General features: G+C 37.1%; 18 protein-coding genes. 8 read left to right on the top strand and 10 right to left on the bottom strand.

All coding sequences use genetic code 11. From position 1 onward, the window contains the following. Nucleotides 1–259 precede the first annotated feature (259 nt). Nucleotides 260–2728, bottom strand: coding sequence for a primosomal protein N' (gene priA, locus ACIR310F_RS0115590; protein WP_028084630.1), 2469 nt, complete (start codon nucleotides 2726–2728; stop codon nucleotides 260–262). A 1051-nt stretch (nucleotides 2729–3779) separates the two neighbouring features. On the opposite strand from priA, the gene ACIR310F_RS0115585 reads away from it, so the two are divergent. The 5 genes from ACIR310F_RS0115585 (at nucleotide 3780) to ACIR310F_RS0115565 (ending at nucleotide 9896) form a co-directional block, all read left to right on the top strand. Then, the gene (locus tag ACIR310F_RS0115585) at nucleotides 3780–4949 is read left to right on the top strand and encodes an RpoD/SigA family RNA polymerase sigma factor (RefSeq protein WP_028084629.1); all 1170 of its coding nucleotides are present in this window, start codon (nucleotides 3780–3782) and stop codon (nucleotides 4947–4949) included. A 123-nt stretch (nucleotides 4950–5072) separates the two neighbouring features. Then, on the top strand, nucleotides 5073–5567 hold the full coding sequence (locus ACIR310F_RS0115580) for a GNAT family N-acetyltransferase (protein ID WP_028084628.1): 495 nt from the start codon (nucleotides 5073–5075) through the stop codon (nucleotides 5565–5567). A 349-nt stretch (nucleotides 5568–5916) separates the two neighbouring features. After that, nucleotides 5917–6255 carry a cytochrome c6 PetJ gene (gene petJ, locus ACIR310F_RS0115575; RefSeq protein ID WP_028084627.1) on the top strand — a complete coding sequence of 113 codons (339 nt, stop codon included), beginning with the start codon at nucleotides 5917–5919 and terminating at the stop codon, nucleotides 6253–6255. Between the two features lie 232 nt (nucleotides 6256–6487). Next, a complete protein-coding gene (locus ACIR310F_RS24920) occupies nucleotides 6488–7708 on the top strand; it encodes an energy transducer TonB (RefSeq protein ID WP_051289683.1) in 1221 nt (406 codons plus the stop codon). Nucleotides 7709–7805: 97 nt separating this feature from the next. Continuing rightward, nucleotides 7806–9896 (top strand): TonB-dependent receptor plug domain-containing protein, encoded by a 2091-nt coding sequence (locus ACIR310F_RS0115565; RefSeq protein WP_028084626.1) that lies wholly within the window; start codon nucleotides 7806–7808, stop codon nucleotides 9894–9896. A gap of 219 nt (nucleotides 9897–10115) precedes the next feature. Here ACIR310F_RS0115565 and ACIR310F_RS0115560 read toward each other — a convergent pair whose 3' ends face one another. From ACIR310F_RS0115560 to ACIR310F_RS0115540, 5 genes are all read right to left on the bottom strand, one after another. Beyond that, nucleotides 10116–10856 carry a Uma2 family endonuclease gene (locus ACIR310F_RS0115560; RefSeq protein WP_028084625.1) on the bottom strand — a complete coding sequence of 247 codons (741 nt, stop codon included), beginning with the start codon at nucleotides 10854–10856 and terminating at the stop codon, nucleotides 10116–10118. 122 nt (nucleotides 10857–10978) lie between these two features. After that, complete coding sequence (locus tag ACIR310F_RS0115555) at nucleotides 10979–11245, bottom strand: NIL domain-containing protein (RefSeq protein ID WP_028084624.1); 267 nt, start codon at nucleotides 11243–11245, stop codon at nucleotides 10979–10981. A 56-nt stretch (nucleotides 11246–11301) separates the two neighbouring features. Beyond that, nucleotides 11302–12141: a sulfate ABC transporter permease subunit CysW gene (gene cysW / locus ACIR310F_RS0115550; protein WP_028084623.1), complete on the bottom strand. Its 840-nt coding sequence runs from the start codon at nucleotides 12139–12141 to the stop codon at nucleotides 11302–11304. Continuing rightward, the gene (gene cysT / locus ACIR310F_RS0115545) at nucleotides 12128–12991 is read right to left on the bottom strand and encodes a sulfate ABC transporter permease subunit CysT (RefSeq protein ID WP_028084622.1); all 864 of its coding nucleotides are present in this window, start codon (nucleotides 12989–12991) and stop codon (nucleotides 12128–12130) included. Before cysT ends, cysW begins: the two co-directional genes overlap by 14 nt. A gap of 10 nt (nucleotides 12992–13001) precedes the next feature. Next, nucleotides 13002–14096, bottom strand: coding sequence for a sulfate ABC transporter substrate-binding protein (locus tag ACIR310F_RS0115540; RefSeq protein WP_028084621.1), 1095 nt, complete (start codon nucleotides 14094–14096; stop codon nucleotides 13002–13004). A 487-nt stretch (nucleotides 14097–14583) separates the two neighbouring features. On the opposite strand from ACIR310F_RS0115540, the gene ACIR310F_RS0115535 reads away from it, so the two are divergent. Continuing rightward, nucleotides 14584–15648, top strand: a complete 1065-nt coding sequence (locus ACIR310F_RS0115535) for a sulfate ABC transporter substrate-binding protein (protein ID WP_028084620.1) — start codon at nucleotides 14584–14586, stop codon at nucleotides 15646–15648. A gap of 115 nt (nucleotides 15649–15763) precedes the next feature. Here the strand turns inward: ACIR310F_RS0115535 and ACIR310F_RS0115530 are convergent, their stop codons facing one another. Genes ACIR310F_RS0115530 through ACIR310F_RS0115520 form a run of 3 tightly spaced genes read right to left on the bottom strand, consistent with a single transcriptional unit; the run spans nucleotide 15764 to nucleotide 18047 of the window. Beyond that, nucleotides 15764–16537 (bottom strand): class II glutamine amidotransferase, encoded by a 774-nt coding sequence (locus tag ACIR310F_RS0115530; RefSeq protein ID WP_028084619.1) that lies wholly within the window; start codon nucleotides 16535–16537, stop codon nucleotides 15764–15766. 53 nt (nucleotides 16538–16590) lie between these two features. Beyond that, nucleotides 16591–17772 carry an acyl-CoA dehydrogenase family protein gene (locus ACIR310F_RS0115525; RefSeq protein ID WP_028084618.1) on the bottom strand — a complete coding sequence of 394 codons (1182 nt, stop codon included), beginning with the start codon at nucleotides 17770–17772 and terminating at the stop codon, nucleotides 16591–16593. A 29-nt stretch (nucleotides 17773–17801) separates the two neighbouring features. Further along, nucleotides 17802–18047 (bottom strand): DUF7219 family protein, encoded by a 246-nt coding sequence (locus ACIR310F_RS0115520; RefSeq protein WP_028084617.1) that lies wholly within the window; start codon nucleotides 18045–18047, stop codon nucleotides 17802–17804. Between the two features lie 276 nt (nucleotides 18048–18323). Between ACIR310F_RS0115520 and msrB the strand changes: the two genes are divergently transcribed. Next, nucleotides 18324–18818 carry a peptide-methionine (R)-S-oxide reductase MsrB gene (gene msrB / locus ACIR310F_RS0115515; RefSeq protein WP_028084616.1) on the top strand — a complete coding sequence of 165 codons (495 nt, stop codon included), beginning with the start codon at nucleotides 18324–18326 and terminating at the stop codon, nucleotides 18816–18818. A 131-nt stretch (nucleotides 18819–18949) separates the two neighbouring features. Beyond that, the gene (locus ACIR310F_RS0115510; protein ID WP_028084615.1) at nucleotides 18950–19288 is read left to right on the top strand and encodes a hypothetical protein; all 339 of its coding nucleotides are present in this window, start codon (nucleotides 18950–18952) and stop codon (nucleotides 19286–19288) included. Between the two features lie 252 nt (nucleotides 19289–19540). Here ACIR310F_RS0115510 and ACIR310F_RS0115505 read toward each other — a convergent pair whose 3' ends face one another. After that, nucleotides 19541–19837: a hypothetical protein gene (locus ACIR310F_RS0115505; RefSeq protein WP_028084614.1), complete on the bottom strand. Its 297-nt coding sequence runs from the start codon at nucleotides 19835–19837 to the stop codon at nucleotides 19541–19543. Nucleotides 19838–19970 lie beyond the last annotated feature (133 nt).

Raw genomic sequence — 19970 nt, 5'->3', positions numbered from 1 at the left:
GTGCCGAAGGCATAGGAACGAAGAGAACGAAGAAAAGAGGGTTTGAGAGATATTTTGCGTAAGTCCTGTATTATTAAAGGAGATTTTAAAAAACATCATAAAATAAATTATTTAGTAAATATAAGGTGCGTTACGCTATCGCTAACACACCCTACAAAAGCTTGTAGGGTGCTTAGGAGCGCTAAAAGATTATAAAATATACAAATCAATTAAATACGCGACGTAACGCACCATAAACACGGAGGTAAGAGGTTCAAGTTTACATTATATTAATCGGATCTACATCAATTGTTAGACTAACCGAATTTGGACAAAGCGATCGCACTTCTATCCAGTCTGGTAGGTTTGGTAATGTGTCAGCAGCAAATTTAAGTAATATCTGCCAACGATAACGGTTTGCTACTCGTAATATGTTAGCTGGGGCAGGTCCTAATATCTCAAATTCTGCTTTATCTTGCAAAAATGTGGCGATAATTTGCGCTGTGTTTTGTACTTGAATGGGATCTAAACTGCTTAACCGCAATAAGATTAATCTCCCATAAGGAGGATAATTAAGGGTTTGTCTTTGTTTTAATTCTTCTTCGGCAAAAGATTGATAATCATGTTTTTGCACTGCTGCAATGATAGGATGTTCTGGGGTGTAGGTTTGGATAATTACTCTACCTGGATCTTCTCCTCTTCCTGCTCTCCCCGCAACTTGGGTGAGGGTTTGAAATGTGCGCTCATTGGCGCGATAATCTGATAAATGCAATAGTCCGTCCGCAGCAACTACACCCACTAAGGTGACTTGGGGTAAATCTAAGCCTTTGGTGAGCATTTGTGTTCCTACTAATAAATGGGCTTCACCATTAGCAAATTTGGTCAGGAGGTGACGGTGTGAACCTTTGGTACTAGTAGTATCACTGTCAAAACGAATTATTTTCAGATGGGGAAATTGTTTGGTTAATTCCTGCGCTACCCTTTGTGTACCACTTCCGAAAAATTTTAAATAAGGGGAACTGCATTCGGGACAATGGGGAGGATGTAAACGCCCATAATTACAATAATGACAGCGCAATAATTCCGGCGCTCCCTCTTCTACATGATGATAGGCCAAGGATACATCACAATGAGGACATTCTAACACATATCCACAACTACGACAAGATACAAATGTACTATGTCCCCGCCGATGAATAAATAATATTCCCTGTTGTTGCTTTGCTTCTAATTGTTGTAAAGCATTTTGCAGCTTTCTACTAAAAATAGAACGGTTTCCTTCTTTCAATTCTTGACGCATATCTACGATTTCCACGGGGGGTAATGGCCGGGAGTGAATGCGTTCTGGTAATGATAGATATTGTTGATTTCTGCTCACCCAACTTTCTAAAGAGGGAGTTGCTGAACCTAAAATTAGTGTACAATGTTCTAATTCGGCTCGCCATTGGGCGACGGTGCGAGCGTGATAGGTGGGAATGGGAGCATCTTGTTTAAAGCTGCTGTCGTGTTCTTCGTCCAGGATAATTAAGCCTAAGTTGGGTAAAGGTGCGAAAATGGCGCTGCGAGTCCCAATGATGATTTGTGGTTCTCCTGTGAGCATTTGTCGCCAGGTGTCGTAACGTTCACCGTCGGAAAGGGCGCTATGATAAACGTGGACTTTGTTCCCAAATCTAGCGCGGAATCTGTCTGTGAGTTGGGGTGTGAGTCCAATTTCGGGAACTAAAACGAGGGCGGATTTTCCTTGTTCAAGTAGGGGTGATATGGCTTGTAAGTATACTTCTGTTTTGCCTGAACCTGTGATCCCGTGTAACAATACTTTACTAAATCCAGTTAGGGAAGTAATAGTTTCTAAGGCGTGATTTTGCGCTGGTGTTAAGGATTTCGCCCAATCTCCGGCTATTGCGGGTCCTGTTTCTCTACGTAATATTTCTTTTTCTTCAATTATTATATAACCTTTATCTACTAAGGCTTTGAGCGTGGAAGTGCTGGTACTACAAAGTTGTAATAGTTCATTTTGCCACATTTCTCTCCCTTGTCGTCTTAAAACTTCGACAATTTCTTTTTGACGGGGTGTTAAATCGTGATCACTATTATCTAAGAGGATGACAGCTTTTTGTAACTTCGGTTGGGTGAGTCGTGGCGGTTCTAAATAGTTTTCTGCTAAACCTAAACGAATTAATTCCCTAATTCCCCGATACGCGGCTTTAATTTTTTGTTGAATGTAGTGATAGCTATAGTCTGCTGTCGGGGTTTTCTCTAGGAGGGTGATTATTTGCTGGGCTGTAGGGCTGATGTAACCAGGAATATTTTCTTTACCCAAGGGAGTTAAGCGCAGACGACGTTGTGATTTTCCTAACAAGCCTGGTGGTAAAGCGACGCGAATCACTTGAATTAGGGGTGTATAGTAATAGGATGCAACGCGGTTGAGTAGTGTCCAATAACCGCTAGGAAAAAAACCTTCACTAACGACATCTTCTACTTCACGAATTTTCTCTGGTGGTAAGTCTGCGGGTGTTTGAGTTAATAAGCGAATAGCGACACCACCTACCTGTGTCCCACCAAAGGGAACACTTAAAATATCCCCTGGTTTGATTTGTAAATGTTCTGGGATTTTATAGGTAAATAAATCCGAACACCCTGGACAGTCTACAAGGACTTCAACCCATTGAGATAATGTTGTTTGAGATTGATATAGTCCTCCAGGTTCAGCTACAGCGATAACAGATGATTTTGCATTAATAGTATACATAATTTCTGAATTTATAAACAAATATTTTGTTCATGCACTTGGCTCTTTTCGGGCTTGATTGATTATATCCCTTGGTTTTATTACAAGTAAATAGTATTTTACAATACTTAAATTATTGATAATACTTGATAATCTCTAACTTATGTAATTTACTAGACCAATTATTTGCTAGCATACCTGCAACAGGTATTTGATGTCAAGTATGCAAATAAAGTTATCTACATTAGGTTAGTAACAATTAGGTGTAAACTGATGATTGTTTTTAAAACCTATCCCTAGATATAGGCTTAGATGATAATAAATAGGTAATAGATAAGAGATATTAGCTGATTAAACAGTTTAATTTCTCGATATTCTAGAAAATAGTTAGTAATTAATAAATTCTGTTATTAATTAACCTAAGATAAAATTACCAAATCTGGTAGAGGGTTTTTCCCTCTGTTGATAGATATTAAATGTTTTGTCAATATCAGATGTTTTTAACCATTAAATATTGTCCGGATTTTAAGTTACCATTTTTGTAATTTGGATTATTTAGTAAATATTCGTAGAGAGAAATAACTCTAGTACCAAAATGGCGATTTATTCAATAAACCTCTTCACTAAAACCGGAAAAAAATCTAAACTTTGCCAAAAATCAACGAAAATTTAATATATATGATTTCTTCTTGATTTATGAACTTTACGCAGAGAATATTTACAGGCAACAACCAACAAACTTTTTCACAAATCATTTAGGATGGGTATAGGATCTGATTAATTTACATCTTCGATATTTGTTAAAGTTATAATCAAGGGGGCTAACATATTTAATAATTGAGACAAGAAAGGAGTATATGTCTATTGGTATTCAAAAAATAGATATTTCTTATGAATGCTAAAGCCATTAATGATTATAGGTTGTATCGAGCCACAGATAAAATCATGGACAAATACTGGTTTGCATTCCTGATCTGGAATGATCAAAAAGAGAGCATTTTGCTAGTGATAAGGTGTATTTTGTCCTGAGGGGAAAACTATCAAGCCTGAAAGAGGTCATTGTCATAAAATTATGTACCAAACTAAGCAACAATCCCTAAAGGAAACTATGAATCTTGCTGAATTGGGAACAATGGAAATATTGGAGAATATTACTGATCATGAAGAACCATCACTGGAGAGTTTAGAGCAAGTGGTATATGAAGATACCTCACTTGTCGAAAACTTGGAATTAGAAGAACGCAATGGCGATGACATGGCCGCAGCCCGTCCTTCGGGATATAATAAAACCGAAAATGATGATGCTGTGGGCGCGTTTTTTAAGGAAATGGCGCGTTATCCACTACTTAAACCTGATGAGGAAGTGGAATTGGCGCGACGGGTCAGGTTTTTAGAAGAAATTAAAGAATTACAAGCCGCTTTAGAATTAGAATCAGGAGCGCAACCCAGTAAAGGTGAATTAGCTTCCCAGCTAGAAATGACGGAAAAACAACTGGAAAGCCGCCTGTATCAGGGGAGAGTGGCCAAACGGAAAATGATTCGTTCTAATCTGAGGTTAGTAGTATCTATTGCGAAACGATATCTAAATCGTGGTGTCCCTTTTCTGGATTTAATTCAGGAAGGAGCAATGGGTTTAAACCGCGCTGCGGAAAAATTTGACCCGGATAAAGGATATAAGTTTTCTACTTATGCTTATTGGTGGATTAGACAAGCAATTACAAGAGCGATCGCAAATGATGCTAGAACTATTCGCTTACCAATCCATATTGTTGAAAAACTTAACAAACTTAAAAAAGCACAACGGGAACTGAAACAAAAGCTCTCTCGTAACCCAACGGAGTCGGAAATGGCCGAAGCTTTGGAAATTACGGTTCACCAATTGCGTCAACTTCAACAACTCCGACGACAAGCTCTTTCCCTTAACCACCGTGTTGGTAAAGAAGAAGATACTGAGTTAATGGATTTGTTAGAAGATGAAGACAACCAGTCTCCCGAAGCAAAAATGAACGAAAACATGATGCGTCAAGAGATTTGGGAAGTTTTAGGGGACGTACTCACCCCCAGAGAAAAAGATGTCATTTCCCTGCGCTATGGACTCACCAGTAGCGAACCCTGTACCTTGGAAGAGGTGGGTAATATGTTTAATCTTTCCCGTGAACGAGTCCGTCAAATCCAAAGTAAAGCTATGCGAAAGTTACGCCGTCCCCACATAGCCAAGCGTTTAAAAGGATGGTTGGTATAAGTTATTAGTCATTAGTCAGTGGTCAGTTGTCAGTTGTCAGTGGTCAGTAGTTAAAAAATTTATCAATTTGGATATAAACTACGAACTGTGGACTAGAGACTAGAGACTACAGACTACAGACTAATGAATACTAATACTAATTTAATTGTTCGATTTGCTCAACCTAGTGATGTCATAACGCTTTTTAAATTAATTCAAGGACTTGCAGAATATGAAAAACTATCTCATGCTGTAATTGGTAATGCAGAAGCACTTAAAGACCACTTATTTGGTTCACCAAAATATGTAGATGCAATTATAGCCGAAATTGACGGTCAGGCTGTAGGTTTTGCCATATTTTTTCATAATTATTCAACCTTTTTGACCAAGCCAGGCATTTACCTAGAAGATATCTTTGTTTCCCCAGAATATCGCCGTCAAGGCATTGGTAAAGCACTTTTGACCAAAGTAGCCCAAATAGCTGTAGAAAGGGATTGTGGCCGTTTAGAATGGAGTGTTTTAGATTGGAATGTATCAGCCCAAGAATTTTACCGCAATATGGGAGCAGATATTTTAGAAGATTGGCGGATTTGTCGGGTGACAGAAACAGGTCTTACCCAATTAGCAAATCAAACATAAACGGAACTGACGCAACTGTCACAAAAAAGTATAATTCTTTGTAGTCAGGGCTTTAGCCCTGATCTGATTTTCGTAGGGTCTCCTAGAAAAAACTAAAGTTCTAACTACAATCTAGAATATTATGTCAATTGCATAAATCCTGATTAATTTCTTTTAGCCAGTCTTCAATTTCCATTTACATAATTTTACATTTTGCCAAAACCCTGAAAATATCAATCAATTAATCTCCAATTCTCAATTATTAGAGCCAAGTTCGACAGTCTGTCGTTTGACTAATGGAATCAAATAAAATGAGAATTATGGAGGATATTTGCACGGGATTCAGATATTGTTGTAGAGAGAACACCAGATGAAAAGAATTATCTCCGTATTAATGTTGAGCGTAACTATCTTCACCGTTGCTTTTAGTAGTCCCGCTTTAGCGGCTAATGCAGCCAATGGAGCAGCAGTATTTAAGGCTAATTGTGCTTCTTGTCACGCTGGTGGTAGAAATTTAGTTAATGCTGCTAAAACCTTGAAAAAGGGCGCTTTGGAAAAGTACGGTATGTACTCTGCTGAAGCAATTATTGCCCAGGTTACTAATGGTAAAGGAGCTATGCCAGCTTTTGGCAAAAAGTTAAAAGCAAATCAAATAGAAGATGTAGCTGCTTATGTACTAGAACAAGCTGATAAAGACTGGAAAAAGTAAGTTTACATCGGATTTGATAGCTTAACAATGTGCGGGGCTTTTTGTCCCGCTAAATATTTGCAGTGAATTGAACTGAACTTAATTTAGTATATTATTTGTTTTCAAGGTATATGGCGATTATAAATCGCAACTACACAAACAAAGTTTACCTGCATGGACTAGTAATCATATTCATTTCATGTTTGACTCTATTCTCAATCAAATAAATAATTATCAAAATTAGTAATAAAATATGGGGTTATCAGGTTTTATCATAGAACAGCGCGAAAAAGAAGCAGAAGCATTGAAAACTTTTCTTTTCTATAGTCTCATTGTTTCAGTAGCATTACATCTTGGGGTACTAGCTTTAAGTATTCATAAGTTTTTTCACAGAGTCAAGGAAATTAGAGAAGAACCAATTGAACTGACAATTTTGGAACCCATACCCCAAAAAGTGGTTCAACCAGCAACAGAAATAAAATCTCCAGTCAAGATCAATTCTGGTAGTAGCGGTGGTGGAAATAACAGCGAAGAAATTTCCATACCAATAGAAAAAGGTAGTAGTCTAATCAATTCATTTATACCACCTGTAGCTAAACACTACCAACCAAAAATCACCAATCACTTTATCACTAAACCATCCCAAACAGTTACCAATTTTGAACCCAAAATAATAGCAAAACTACCAAAAAGTAACCCAATTAAAAACACGAATTTTCAACCTGAGACCATAGAAAAACCTGTAAAAATAGACCCAATTGAAAACACGAATTTTCAACCTGAGACCATATTGAAATTACCAAAAATCAACCCAATAAAGAAATTAGATGAAAACTCAAATAACTTCCCGTCTACTCAACCGCAAGCAGATACAAAACCAACAGATATCCCACCATTAAATTCAGAAAGTCCAACCAATATTAGTCCCTACAATATCCCTATTCCCTCAACAAACCCCACCGTTTTCACACAGTTACCGCAGAATGGGAATGGTTTAGGTACAGGTACGGGTAATGGTAATGGGAATGGTTTAGGTACAGGTACGGGTAATGGTACTGGTAATGGTTTAGGTACTGATAATGGTGCTGGTAATGGTGTTGAAGCAGAAAGTAACCCAATAGCTACCGCACCCAAACCCACGATAGAAAATAGTTCTAAGTTAAATCCTGCAGCAGAATGTATTCGGTGTGAATATAAATACCCAGATAGAGCCAGGAGGCGTGGTGCAGAAGGTACTGCATTAATTGCTATTGATACAGATGAAAATGGTACTGTTACGCAGGTGCGGTTAATTCGTTCCAGTGGTGATAGCGAACTAGACGAAGCAGCCGAAAAATATGCACAAGACTGGAAGTTAACACCTAAAGAGGGAGGAAGAGAAGCAGTGACAACCGAAGTTAATTTTATCATCAAAGGATCGCAACTTTACCGTAAACGTCAAGAACGTCAAAGACAAAAACCTCTTATTTTCTAGATTAATTCCACTATGACAGCTTGTCTTTTGACACTGTTGCTATTAATAGGGAAAATTTCAATTAGTGATTGTTATTACCGGGTGTGAGTTGACAAATATGAATAGAAAATTCTTTGTTTTACCAGTATCTTTATTGAGCTTATTAGTAGCATTTCCCTCTATAGCTGCTGATCATGAGTATAATAAAAATACAGTCAAGTCAGATATTCCTAATTTAAATGAAATTGAATTACCCAGCACAAATGCTGAATTATTAACTCAACAACCAGGAGAGAATGAAGTTAAGACAGAACCCAATTCAGCAGGAGATTTAACACCTACAAATGATCCAGATATATCTCTAGAAACGATTGGAGAAAAAGACCTTCTTCCTGAATCTACTCCTACTTATGTAATTGAAAAAGAAGAAATTAAAAAACAGGGTGCAACTAGTGTTGCTGATGTTTTGAAAAAAATGCCCGGTTTTGCAATTAATAATGTGGGACATGGTGCAGATATTCACACAGGAACATATTATCGAGGAGCTTCTATTGAACAATCTGTATTTCTAATTAATGGTAGACCCATTAATACAAATATTAGTACCTATCATGGTGCAACAGATTTAAATAGCATTCCTGTGGAGGCTATTGAAAGAGTGGAATTATATAGTGGTACAGCATCTTCTTTATATGGTTCTTCGGCTTTTGGTGGAGTTGTGAATATTATCACAAAAGCAGGTTATGGTAAACCTAAATTAACTGGAAGTTTAGAATTTGGCTCATTAAATTTAAATAATCAACAGTTAACTTATGGTGGTTCAACTAATAAGGTAAAATACAATTTTAGTTTTGAAAGGTTCTTTATAGATAACCGTTATTCTGTTCCTGTCGGGGCTGCAAATAGAGATAATGAAGGAAAGTTATTTAATGCAGATACAGCTACCAGCACTTATTTTGGTAGTGTGGGTATAGATTTAGATGCTAAAAATTATTTAAATTTAGATGTGACTACCCTCAGTAGTCGTCGAGGTTTGATTTATTTCGGTTTCCCTTTGCAAAAAGATAGATTAGATCATGATGGTTTAAATATTGGTTTATCTTGGAAAACTAAATTGGGTGAAGGGGAAGATTCCAATTTAACAACTACATTAGGCTACAACCGAGATTATTTTAGCACCTATGGACCAACGGGAGCGACATTTTACAGAACTGGAGTTTTAGATACACAACAATTTAAAACCAGGTTAGATCATGAATGGAAACTCACTGAAAATAATCAATTGCGCTGGGGTTTAGACCTAAAAAATACCGATTTAATTGGCAATGTTTTGAGTACAGATCCTGTCCTAATTCCTAAAAATGAAAGAGAAGATAGAAGCGTTTTAAATACAGCTTTATTTGCTGTTAATACTTGGAAAATTAGCGATGCTTTGCAAATAGATTTAGGGTTAAGACAAAGCTTTGATAGTCAATTTGGTAGTTATTTTCATCCCAGTGGAGGTTTACGTTATACTGTTAATCCAACGGTAGCATTTCGTGGTAGTTGGGCGGGGGCGCAACGCAATCCTGGATTAGATCAATTATATGTTTTTGATACGGTTCATAATTGGAATCCTAACCCGGATTTAAAACCAGAAACTGGTTCTACTTGGACTGCGGGAGTAGATGTCAAATTCTCGGAAAAACTGTTAGGACAATTTACTTATTTTGGAAATAGTTTAGATAATCGTTTGGGAGTAAATACGCAAACAAGAACATGGCAAAATATTGGTTTGGTTGATACCAATGGTTTAGAAACAGCATTGCAATTAAAAGTTAGTCGTAATTGGTCAACTTTTCTCAACTACACTTATACAGATGCTCAAATCAAAACTGGTACAGAAAAAGGATTACAATTAGGGTTAATTCCCTATTCTTGGCTACAAACTGGCATTGGTTATCAAAATGATGGATGGGAGGGTAATTTATATGCTACTTATAATAGTGGTTCTCGTCGTTCTATTTTTAATAACAGTAGCGCTGGAGACAAAAATACAGATTTTGCACCATCTTTCTTTAATTTAGATTTTGGTGGCCGCATTCCTGTAAATAAAAATTTGGGACTAACTTTTTACCTAGAAAATATATTAGGTGAACAGTACGAACGAGTTAATCGAATTTATAGCCCCGGTTTTACTTTCCGTGTGGGTTTAAGTTCCAATTTATAGGATTTTTTCGATTTTGTTGGGTTGCGCTGTTGCTTATAGCGGTTCTCAGTTGAGTGAGATACAAGAACCCCACCCCCAACCCCCTCCCCGCAAGCGAGGAGGGGGCTTATGATGTATCTCATTCAAGTGCATACCACTATAACCCAACCTACGGTTATAATTTGTAGGATTTTGTTGGGTTGCGTTGTTGCTTAACCCAACCTACGATTTTACACGGTGCTACGGTTCTGGCTCAATTCCCAATTCCCGCAATTTAGCAGCTAGTCTTTCTGCTCTTTGATGTTCTCTATCTGCTCTTTGACGCTCTTGTGCTGCTTGTTCTGAACTCCATAGCAGTAAATTACCTGATTTATCCCACCAACGTAGCCAGTTCATGGTTTGTCCCAACCTTTCCCCAGACCAGATTCCCAGGTATAATTCCAATTGTGGAATCCACAGCCGCCCTTGATTATCTACTGGGTGTAAAATATATCTACCATCTTGCAAATAACGGACTTCTAGACTACTATCATAGGGATCATAAGTCACATAAGTGGGTACTTGGAGAATCTGCTCGTAAAAATGCAGTTTACCATAGGGAGGTGTTGATCTAATGGATAGTTCTCCACCCTCTGCTTCTGAGAGAAATTCCATCACAATTGTGACTGCTGCACCATCTGTATTAGGGGTATAACTACGACGAATTACCCCCTCTGGTACGGAATGTACTTGAGGAACATAAAACCAGTCTGGAGCTTTGACGACAATTTTTTTATTAACTGTTGCTACCAGCCCCAAATTCGAGCCAATTAGCATTTCTGGCTGGATATATCCTGAAGCTCCCAAAGCATCGGTTAAAGCCGCTGCGAGGGCGGGTTGTTGAATATTTTCCACAGGATCGTCGGGTAATATAAAATTGGCTGGTAGAGGTTCCCAGGTGATGGTTGTTTTAGCTTTGATAGACGGGGCTTCGAGTACCATTTTATTAACCTTCAACCCGAAATGAGAAATGTTTGTGCAAATTAATTAAAGTATATCAAAGTTGAGCCATTACTATTAATTCTCATTACTATTACCAGCCGACAATTTTTTCACCAATTTTTTCACCAATTATTAATACTATTTTCGTCCCAAACCTGTAATTTCAATTCTTGCAAATAATTTAACCCGTTTTGAATTTGTGCTTCTGTTCCTTGTAGGTCTAAATCAAACCAACCGTCACCTACAGCATTTTGTCCAAGAATTGCGGCTTTGATATTTACAGTTAAGTTATATTCGGAAACTAGGCGAGAAATTACGGGTTCTTGATGATGATCTTGAGAAATTCTGACTCTAATTCTCTTATTTATCAAGGGATTTTCACTACTCATAACAACTCCTAAGATGTAATTTAATAGTTGAGTTATTACCCATTACCCATTACCCATTATTCAACTTCTTTAATACGGGTTTTTCGTTCTATAATTTCCTTGAGTATTAAAGTGATAACTGCCAAAAATGCTAAAATTACAGCAGCAGAAAAAGCCGCTTCGGTTTCATATTGTTTGTAAGCGTCTTCCACAAATAATGGTAAACTCTGGGTTGTATTAGCAATGTTACCAGAGACTACAGAAACTGCACCAAATTCGCCCATTGCTCTAGCATTTGTTAAGATTAAACCGTAGAGTAAACCCCAACGAATACTGGGTAAAGTGACTCGCCAAAAAATTTGCCAATCATTTGCACCTAAAGTTCTGGCGGCTTCTTCTTGGTCTTTACCAAATTCCTCTAAAATAGGAATTACTTCCCTAGCAACAAAAGGCATACTCACAAAAGCCGTAGCCATTACCATTCCTGGAAAAGCAAAGATGATTTTAATATCTAATGCTTCTAACCAAGATCCAAACCAACCCTGTTTCCCGTACAATAAAACTATCATTAAACCGGCGACAACTGGGGAAATAGAAAAGGGTAGGTCGATGATACTGAGAACTATAGCACGTCCTGGGAATTTATGTCGAGCGATCGCCCATGCCGCACATAAACCGAAAACTGCATTTAGAGGAATAGAGATTACAGCTAATAATAAAGTTAACCAAGCTGCATGGAGAAATTCCGGTTTTGTCAGGTTAGATAAAAATGGTGCATATCCCTTTCTGAAGGCTTCAAAAAAAACATTAATAGCGGGAATATATTGAACCAAAAATAAGTAGGAAATCGCTACAACAATTAAAATTGTTGGTACCCAACTTTGTTTTTTTCCCTGTTTAACTTTATCTATTGTCATATCTTCTTGCCCAAGCTTGTAAGAAATTAATTGCTAATAACAAAACCAAAGAAATTCCTAATAAAACCACACCAATTACAGTTGCACCAGCATAGTCATATTGTTCCAAACGTTGAAAAATTAACACAGGTGCAATCAAATCTTTATAGGGTGTATTAGAAGAAATAATTACTGTTGAACCGTATTCCCCAACCGCACGGGAAAAGCCCAAAGCGACACCAGTTAAAATTGTCGGTAATAAAGGAGGTAAAATTACTTTCCAGAAAGTTTGCCATTGAGAAGCACCTAAGCTCCAGGCCGCTTCTTCAATTTCTGCTTCCATTTCCTGAAGTACAGGTTGTACAGTCCGCACCACAAAGGGTAAGGATATAAATACCATGGCTACTGCTACACCCAAACGGGTAAAGGATACTTTAATGCCCATTGGTGCTAACAGTGAACCCAACCAGCCATTATCACTATAAACTGTTGCCAGTGTTAAACCCGCTACAGATGTTGGTAATGCAAAAGGTAAATCTACTGTAGCATCAATAATCCGTTTTAAAGGAAAATCGTACCGTACTAATACCCAAGCAATCAAAGTTCCAAACACGCCATTAAGTAAAGCAGCTAATAAAGACGTAACGAAAGTTACATTATAAGTTGCCAATGCTAAGTCACTAGTGGCAATTTCCCAAAACTTCGCCGGTGACTCTGTACTGGCCTTGAGAAACATAGCGACAATGGGAATAAATAACATGATAGTTAAATATCCCAAAGTAATTCGCCAAGTCCAGGGAAGATGAATTAAATTTTTTAAAAACACCTTCCCAGGTTGAATATTAGTTGTTACACCAGAAGATAGGTTCATAACTCAAAAATTACCGTTTATTCTTAGCTTGAATTTTATCAAAAATTGCTCCTTCAGCAAAGAATTTTTTCTGAATGGCTTCCCAACCACCTAATTCTTGAACTGTACTCAAAGTTTTTATTGGCGGATATTTGTCTGCAAAGTCCTTATTTTTAGCCACTGTTTCATTTACAGGACGAAATCCCACTTTTGCAAATTCCTCTTGTGCTTCGGGAGTAAACAAGTATTTAACAAAAGCTTCTGCTACTTGACGATTATCGTGTTTATCAACATTTTTATCAACAATAGCAACGGGATTATCAATGGAAATATTCACATCAGGAAGAATATAATTAGTTTTTTCACCCTTGTCTTGGGCTAAAACAATTTCATTCTCATAATTGATTAAAGCATCACCTTGGCCTTGTTTAAAAAATGCGTCTGTAGCTTCACGAGCATCTTTGGTTAAGACGGGGACATTTTTATAAACTTTAGTCACAAACTCCGTTGCTTTGGCTTCGTCTCCACCTGTTTTAATTACTGAATTCCAAAGTGCTAAAAAATTCCACCGCGCTACCCCAGAAGTTTTAGGATCTGCGGTAATTAATTTAACATCATCTCTGGCTAAATCAGCCCAGTTATTGATAGCTTTGGGATTACCTTCACGAGTTACTAAAGCTGCAACAGATTTAGTCACAATACTGTCATTAGGAAATTCTTTTTCCCACCCAGGCTGAATTAGTCCCGCTTTTTCAATTTTTTGCGTATCTAAAGCTAGTGCTAGATGAACAATATCTGCTTCTAAACCATCAACTACAGCCCTAGTTTGCGAACCTGAACCACCGTAGCTTTGCTTAAAAACCACAGTTTGATTATGTTCTTTTTGCCATTTTTCCACAAATTTGGGAATAATTGCTGCGTGAGCAGTTTTCGTGACTGCAAATGATACAATCGTTAGTTCTACATTGCCTTTTTTATTTGCTGAATTACTGCTTTTTATTCCAGAGCAAGCAGTGAGAGATACAGTTAATACAGTTCCTACTAAAAAAAGTGATACAAAGCCTTTGAAGGAATTTGCTCTCCAGGTCTGTTGCTGTATTTTTAGTAATTTATACCACAAATTCATCTTTTCTCCTTTAATTAATCTCTTTGAATTTTGCTAAAGCGCAAGATTTTAATTACAAGCCCTTTGCTGGTACTTAGTAATCAATAGCAGATAAAACTGCATATTGACGATAGGGAATAGGGAGATTTTAGCAGTATGTGGGACAAATGACAACATCTTGAATTTTCAGGTATCAATTTCTGATCATCTTTATTTTGATCAATTAATCATAATTACTTAATAAATTTTGATTTTAAGCACTTCAAACTAATAAATAGTTTACAATACATCCTGCTGAAATACTTACCAAATAAAATTTTTAAGCAATTTAATTATTAAAAAATAATTGCAATATATAATACATACAATATCCGATAGGAAAATGATTATTTTTAAGTGTAAAAACTATTGATTTTATTTATTGTATCTGATATGCTTTTTCTGAAAAATAAATACGATATTGCGACAGAATTATCGTAGATTATATTAATACGCAGTTAAGGACACCATGACAAATAATTCTGCAACAACAAAGGCATTATTTCCCGCTTTATTCTTAGCAACTGGTTTAAGTATCACTACAATTTTACCTGTATTCGCAAGTTCAACCCAGAAAACGCAAATAATTAGTCAAAGTGGGAAAAAAGTTGAAATTACCTTAGTTTCCTACGCTGTTACCAAGGCTGCTTACTCGAAAATTATTCCCGACTTTGTAGCAAAATGGAAAAGAGAAAAAGGCCAAGATGTGATCATTCGTGAAAGTTACGGTGGTTCGGGTTCTCAAACCCGCGCTGTCATTGATGGTTTAGGTGCAGATGTGGTAGCATTGGCATTGGCTGGGGACATTAAAAAAATTGAACAAGCCGGTTTAATTCAACCAGGTTGGGAGAAGGAAGCTCCAAATAATGCCATTGTTACTCGTTCGGTGGTAGCTTTGGAAACTCGTAACGGTAATCCCAAAAAAATCAATACTTGGAGTGATTTAACAAAACCTGATGTTAAAATTGTCACTGCAAACCCAAAAACATCCGGTGGTGCTAAATGGAACTTTCTAGCTTTATGGGGTGCTGTAGTCAAAAATGGCGGAAATGAAAGCCAGGCTTTAAAATTCGTGACAAATGTCTTTAAGAATGTGATTGTCTTACCTAAAGACGCACGAGAATCTAGTGATGCTTTTTACAAAAAAGGGCAGGGTGATGTGTTATTAAACTATGAAAACGAAGTCATTTTAGCCGCACAACAGGGAAAAACAGATACAACTTACACAATTCCCCCAGTAAATATTTCTATAGACGCACCTATCGCAGTTGTGGACAAAAATGTGGATAAACATGGAAATCGTGAAGTTGCTGAAGCTTTTGTTAAGTTCTTATTTACTCCTCAAGCGCAGAGGGAATTTACTAAGGTTGGTTTTCGTCCAGTTGATCCTACTGTGTCCAAAGAAGTAAAAAATAAATTTCCCTATATTGCTCGTCTCTACACTGTAGCCGATCTTGGAGGTTGGAGTAGCGTACAGAAGAAATTCTTTGCAGATGGTGCTATTTTTGACAAGATTCAAAGTGGACGACGCTAAATATACCAGATTGTAATTTAATGCCGGAATCAAAAAGAGGGGTTGCTGTTTTCGTTTATCCCTCTTCTTGTCCATGTCATCAAAATGAGCATTCTTGGCAAATATCTAGTTAAATCTAGATATTTCGTAGTGGTAAACCATCCTCAAATACTAGTAATTCTCCCGGTTGAATGGGTGTCCAAACTTCATTATCCGTAAGTGGTGTAGTGACAATCACAGCAACGCGATCGCTTGGTGTAGTCAATTCACTAAAATCTACAGTCATTTCTTCATCAATTAAGTGAGCGGCCGCAAAGGGTGCTTGTCTAATAATGTAACAAAGTTTAGTGGAACAATGGGTAAAAAAGTGATCTCCGTCTGAGAGTATATAGTTAAAAGATCCAAAAGCTGCTATTTCCTTGGTAATTGTCTGTAATGTGTGATAAAGTTCCTTTAGGGGTGGTTGTCCTTGGGGAAAATGCGATCGCAAAGTATTGAGGATTAAGCAAAACGCTCTTTCACTGTCAGTAGTACCTACGGGTTGAAAAACACCATTGTTTTCTGGGTAAAAATCTGGTAAATTACCATTATGAGCAAATACCCAATATCTTCCCCAAAGTTCTCGACGGAAAGGGTGACAGTTTTCTAGGGCTATTTCCCCTTGAGTAGCTTTGCGAATATGGGCGATAACATGAGTAGAATGAATAGGATACTGACGGATAAACTCAGCAATTGGTGAGGCTATAGAAGCTTCAGCATCTAGAAAAATCCGACATCCTTTCCCTTCAAAAAAAGCAATTCCCCAACCGTCGCTATGTTCATCTGTTTTTCCCCCCCGTGCGGAGAATCCTTCAAAGGAAAAGCAAATGTCTGTGGGTACGTTGCAGTTCATTCCTAGAAGTTGGCACATTAGCGTTATACTTCTGATTGTAAACTCAAGAATAACATTAAAAAAAATTAAAATTAATAAGCACCAGTTTGGGGAAATTCATCATTCAAAGCCCATTTACCAATTTCCCGCAGTCTGTAATCAACCGGATCATGAAGTGTAAAAGTACGCATATTTCGCCAATAACGATCAAAACCATATTTTTGACTCGTAGCAGATGCGCCCATAACTTCAAAAATGCGGTTGGTAATGTCTAAACCTACTTTGGTTGCTGCAACTTTAGCAGTATTCACAGCCATCATACATTCTCCCCTTTGTGTTGGGGTGAGGTTGTGTTCTTTTTCCCAAGCTGCTTGTAGTAATTCTATGGCTTGGTTAACTAAGGCCTTTACTCCTTGTAAGTCTACCCACATAGTACCATAGTGGTGAAGAATAAAAGGATCTTTAGTAACACATTCCACCTCTGATGTCAACCAAGGTTTTTTACGGTTTTGAGTATAATTTTTAGCTGAGGCAAAAGCACCCTCAGCAATACCTAAGTAAATATTAGCCAGGTTGAGTTGAGTTATACAAGAACGAATAGTAGTAAAAATAGAATTTTGGTTGTATCTAGCACCAATTATTTCCTGGGGATAAACAATCACATTGTCAAAGTTGATATTACCGCTATCAGTTTGGCGTTGTCCCATGCTATCCCAATCAGTATGAATTTTTACTCCTTGTCTCCGACTGGGAATGACTAAAATAATTAATTCTCCCGTTGTTTGATCAATAGCTGAAAGTGGTAAAATATCAGAATCAACAGAACCGGAACAAAAGCTTTTACTACCATTAAGTAAAAAATGGTTTTCCTGTACTGTAATAACTGCTCTTTTGTCTCTAGGGTTAAGAGCATTACACCAAAACCAATTATGATTAACGGTTTCGCTATAGTAATATTGTTTCTGCTCAATTGTACCAAAGATATGGGGAATAACTACCCCAATTTGATGATATGAGAAAACATGAGCTAAGGAACTATCAACTTTAGCAAATTCCCGAATTATTTGGAATGTAGTTATCCAGTTTGCGCCAATTCCTCCATATTCTTGAGGGATAATCAATTTCAGTAAGTTACTTTGTCGTAAACTATCCCGTTCTTGCTTTGGTGTACCTCCTTGAGCATCTCTTTCTATGGCAGTTTGGGCAAATTCCATTGCTAAAGATTGAGCTAAAATAATGTAATCTTTGGCTTCTAATTCTAAATCATTTCCCATTAATCTCAAAACCTACTTATGAAAAATCTTTATTCAATTTCTAACTGTTTTTTAGCCTGTTTTAATTGTTTCCACAAACTATGAATTTGTTTGTAAGCCTCCTGTGGAGATATTTTACCACCTGTTTGTAAATTACAAATATAATTTACCCGTTGAGCAAATTCTTGAAGATTAGCATTAAACACTAAATATTCCGGTTTAAACTGACCGTAATAGGAACTGCGAGGGTAAAGAAAATCACATATCTCAGAGAGTAAATCAGATTCTTGTCTCATGGTAATTTTTTGATTTGTAATCAATATTTAATTATCAGTATTTGTGATTAGACAGAGATACAAAAATGACATTTTGCCGACTTTCGGTTTTAAAGACCGATAATCTGATAGAGATAGAGTAGTTTTAAAATTGATTTTACGAGCATTACATATTTTTCTCAATTAGGCAAGAGGTTTTGAGTTAATTTTTCTTAATTTCTGGGAAAATTGAGAAACTTGTTAGAGTTGGTTAGGGTAGGACAAGAAAAATAACAAATAATAGCAAATAATAGGTTTATGGACAAACGTTATTTTTTGCAAATGGGTGCCGTATTAGTCGGTACAGCCTTTTTTTCCCGTTATATCAATTGGAGTTCAGAAACAATGGCACTTTCTAATACAGAGTTTGCAGTGACTAAGACTGAGGAAGAGTGGAAGAGTATCCTGACACCAGAACAGTTTCGTGTATTGCGGAAACATGGTACAGAACCTTCCCATACCAGTCCCCTGGATAAGCAATATGAACCTGGTACTTATGTCTGTGCTGGTTGTGGACAAGCTTTGTTTACTTCAGAGACTAAATTTAATAGTGGTACTGGTTGGCCGAGCTTTTTTAAACCAATTGAGGGAGCAATTGCTACGACTACAGACAGGTCATTTTTTATGACCAGAACTGAGGTGCATTGCAGTAATTGTGGTGGACATTTAGGCCATGTATTTAATGATGGTCCTAAACCAACCGGCTTGCGCTACTGTATGAATGGTGTATCATTACAGTTTATACCTGCGTAGATTAGGAATTTTCGCAAGGGGTAATTTCATAGATAAAACCCCTTGTGTGATTCTATCAAAAGCGGGAAATTATAATATAGCAGGTAGTATTTAGATGAAATTCTTGAACCGAAATCAGTAAGGATTAAATAATGCAAGTTCTCAAAAGATCAATCAAGCCAGAAAGCTATATATCATTTCTGTACACTTACCAAACTACTTGGGGAACTGCTGGTGATATTTGTTTAGTGCGTGAAACCGTAGCTAAATCCAGCGGGGCGAAATTTGTAGGACGGAGAATCCAATTAGCTATTCCCAAGGGAATGGAACGTGATTACGTAGTGAATATTCCAGTCATAAAAATTGCAGGTCATGTGGGTGAGGGACATCCTAAAGACCCGCATTCGGAATGGGAGGCTTATGATGGTATAGATCCAGAATTAGCAACTACTGTTTTGAAAATTTGGGGTTTTAAATTGGTTGAATTGTAAGGGTTTTTAGCTTAAACATTGTCATGTTTGAGCTTAACTTACTGGATTTCCGTATATTATCTTAATTTTCCCATAAAAATAAAATCTCATCAAAATACAGCAGTTTCCGATCTTATGAAATACAGATTTTAATAATAAAACTCTTGTGGTGCAGGCATCCTGCCTGCACAAGGTGTACCTCACTCAAGCTGAACTTGCTGTATGATTGAAAATTTCTCCCTTTTAAAACATCCTAGAAAGGACGAAAATGGATTATTCCCAGGTAGCTACATTTCGCAGCAAATTAGGAATTTCACCCTGTGATAAAGGAAACTCTAAAATTGTTTCTCGATAACCCAAATATCCTGATTCAGTAAAAGATAAAAGCATTCTTTCTAGTGCTACCCAAACTTCTGATTCGTATTCCCAATCATGATCACGTTTAGCACGACCAGCAATGGAACGTAAAGCCCAAAAGTAGGAATTTCTAACTACCGAACCGCCTTTTTTAAATTCCGGTACATCTTCCTTGTGAATAAATAAAATGTTATTTTCAATTCTGGATCTCATAGATAAAATAGAATATAGATAAAGCCACGCCGTGATGTTATCATAAACTAAAATCCACTTAATTTACATATTTGGGCGGGCAGGGATGCCCACCCCACAAGAATGTTATTTTTTATCCTGCTGTTTTTTCAGA

Origin of the sequence: Dolichospermum circinale AWQC310F (genome assembly GCF_000426925.1) — a bacterium.
Taxonomy (GTDB): domain Bacteria; phylum Cyanobacteriota; class Cyanobacteriia; order Cyanobacteriales; family Nostocaceae; genus Dolichospermum; species Dolichospermum circinale.
This window is presented reverse-complemented; position numbering and strand designations above follow the sequence as displayed.

Coding starts and splice junctions, on each gene's coding strand:
- cysT (WP_028084622.1), bottom strand. CDS start 12,991: ATGAACCTATCTTCTGGTGTAACAACTAATATTCAACCTGGGAAGGTG.
- ACIR310F_RS0115565 (WP_028084626.1), top strand. CDS start 7,806: ATGAATAGAAAATTCTTTGTTTTACCAGTATCTTTATTGAGCTTATTA.
- ACIR310F_RS0115560 (WP_028084625.1), bottom strand. CDS start 10,856: ATGGTACTCGAAGCCCCGTCTATCAAAGCTAAAACAACCATCACCTGG.
- ACIR310F_RS0115510 (WP_028084615.1), top strand. CDS start 18,950: ATGCAAGTTCTCAAAAGATCAATCAAGCCAGAAAGCTATATATCATTT.
- ACIR310F_RS0115555 (WP_028084624.1), bottom strand. CDS start 11,245: ATGAGTAGTGAAAATCCCTTGATAAATAAGAGAATTAGAGTCAGAATT.
- ACIR310F_RS0115540 (WP_028084621.1), bottom strand. CDS start 14,096: ATGAATTTGTGGTATAAATTACTAAAAATACAGCAACAGACCTGGAGA.
- cysW (WP_028084623.1), bottom strand. CDS start 12,141: ATGACAATAGATAAAGTTAAACAGGGAAAAAAACAAAGTTGGGTACCA.
- ACIR310F_RS0115580 (WP_028084628.1), top strand. CDS start 5,073: ATGAATACTAATACTAATTTAATTGTTCGATTTGCTCAACCTAGTGAT.
- ACIR310F_RS0115585 (WP_028084629.1), top strand. CDS start 3,780: ATGTACCAAACTAAGCAACAATCCCTAAAGGAAACTATGAATCTTGCT.
- petJ (WP_028084627.1), top strand. CDS start 5,917: ATGAAAAGAATTATCTCCGTATTAATGTTGAGCGTAACTATCTTCACC.
- ACIR310F_RS0115535 (WP_028084620.1), top strand. CDS start 14,584: ATGACAAATAATTCTGCAACAACAAAGGCATTATTTCCCGCTTTATTC.
- priA (WP_028084630.1), bottom strand. CDS start 2,728: ATGTATACTATTAATGCAAAATCATCTGTTATCGCTGTAGCTGAACCT.
- ACIR310F_RS0115530 (WP_028084619.1), bottom strand. CDS start 16,537: ATGTGCCAACTTCTAGGAATGAACTGCAACGTACCCACAGACATTTGC.
- ACIR310F_RS0115520 (WP_028084617.1), bottom strand. CDS start 18,047: ATGAGACAAGAATCTGATTTACTCTCTGAGATATGTGATTTTCTTTAC.
- ACIR310F_RS0115505 (WP_028084614.1), bottom strand. CDS start 19,837: ATGAGATCCAGAATTGAAAATAACATTTTATTTATTCACAAGGAAGAT.
- ACIR310F_RS0115525 (WP_028084618.1), bottom strand. CDS start 17,772: ATGGGAAATGATTTAGAATTAGAAGCCAAAGATTACATTATTTTAGCT.
- ACIR310F_RS24920 (WP_051289683.1), top strand. CDS start 6,488: ATGGGGTTATCAGGTTTTATCATAGAACAGCGCGAAAAAGAAGCAGAA.
- msrB (WP_028084616.1), top strand. CDS start 18,324: ATGGACAAACGTTATTTTTTGCAAATGGGTGCCGTATTAGTCGGTACA.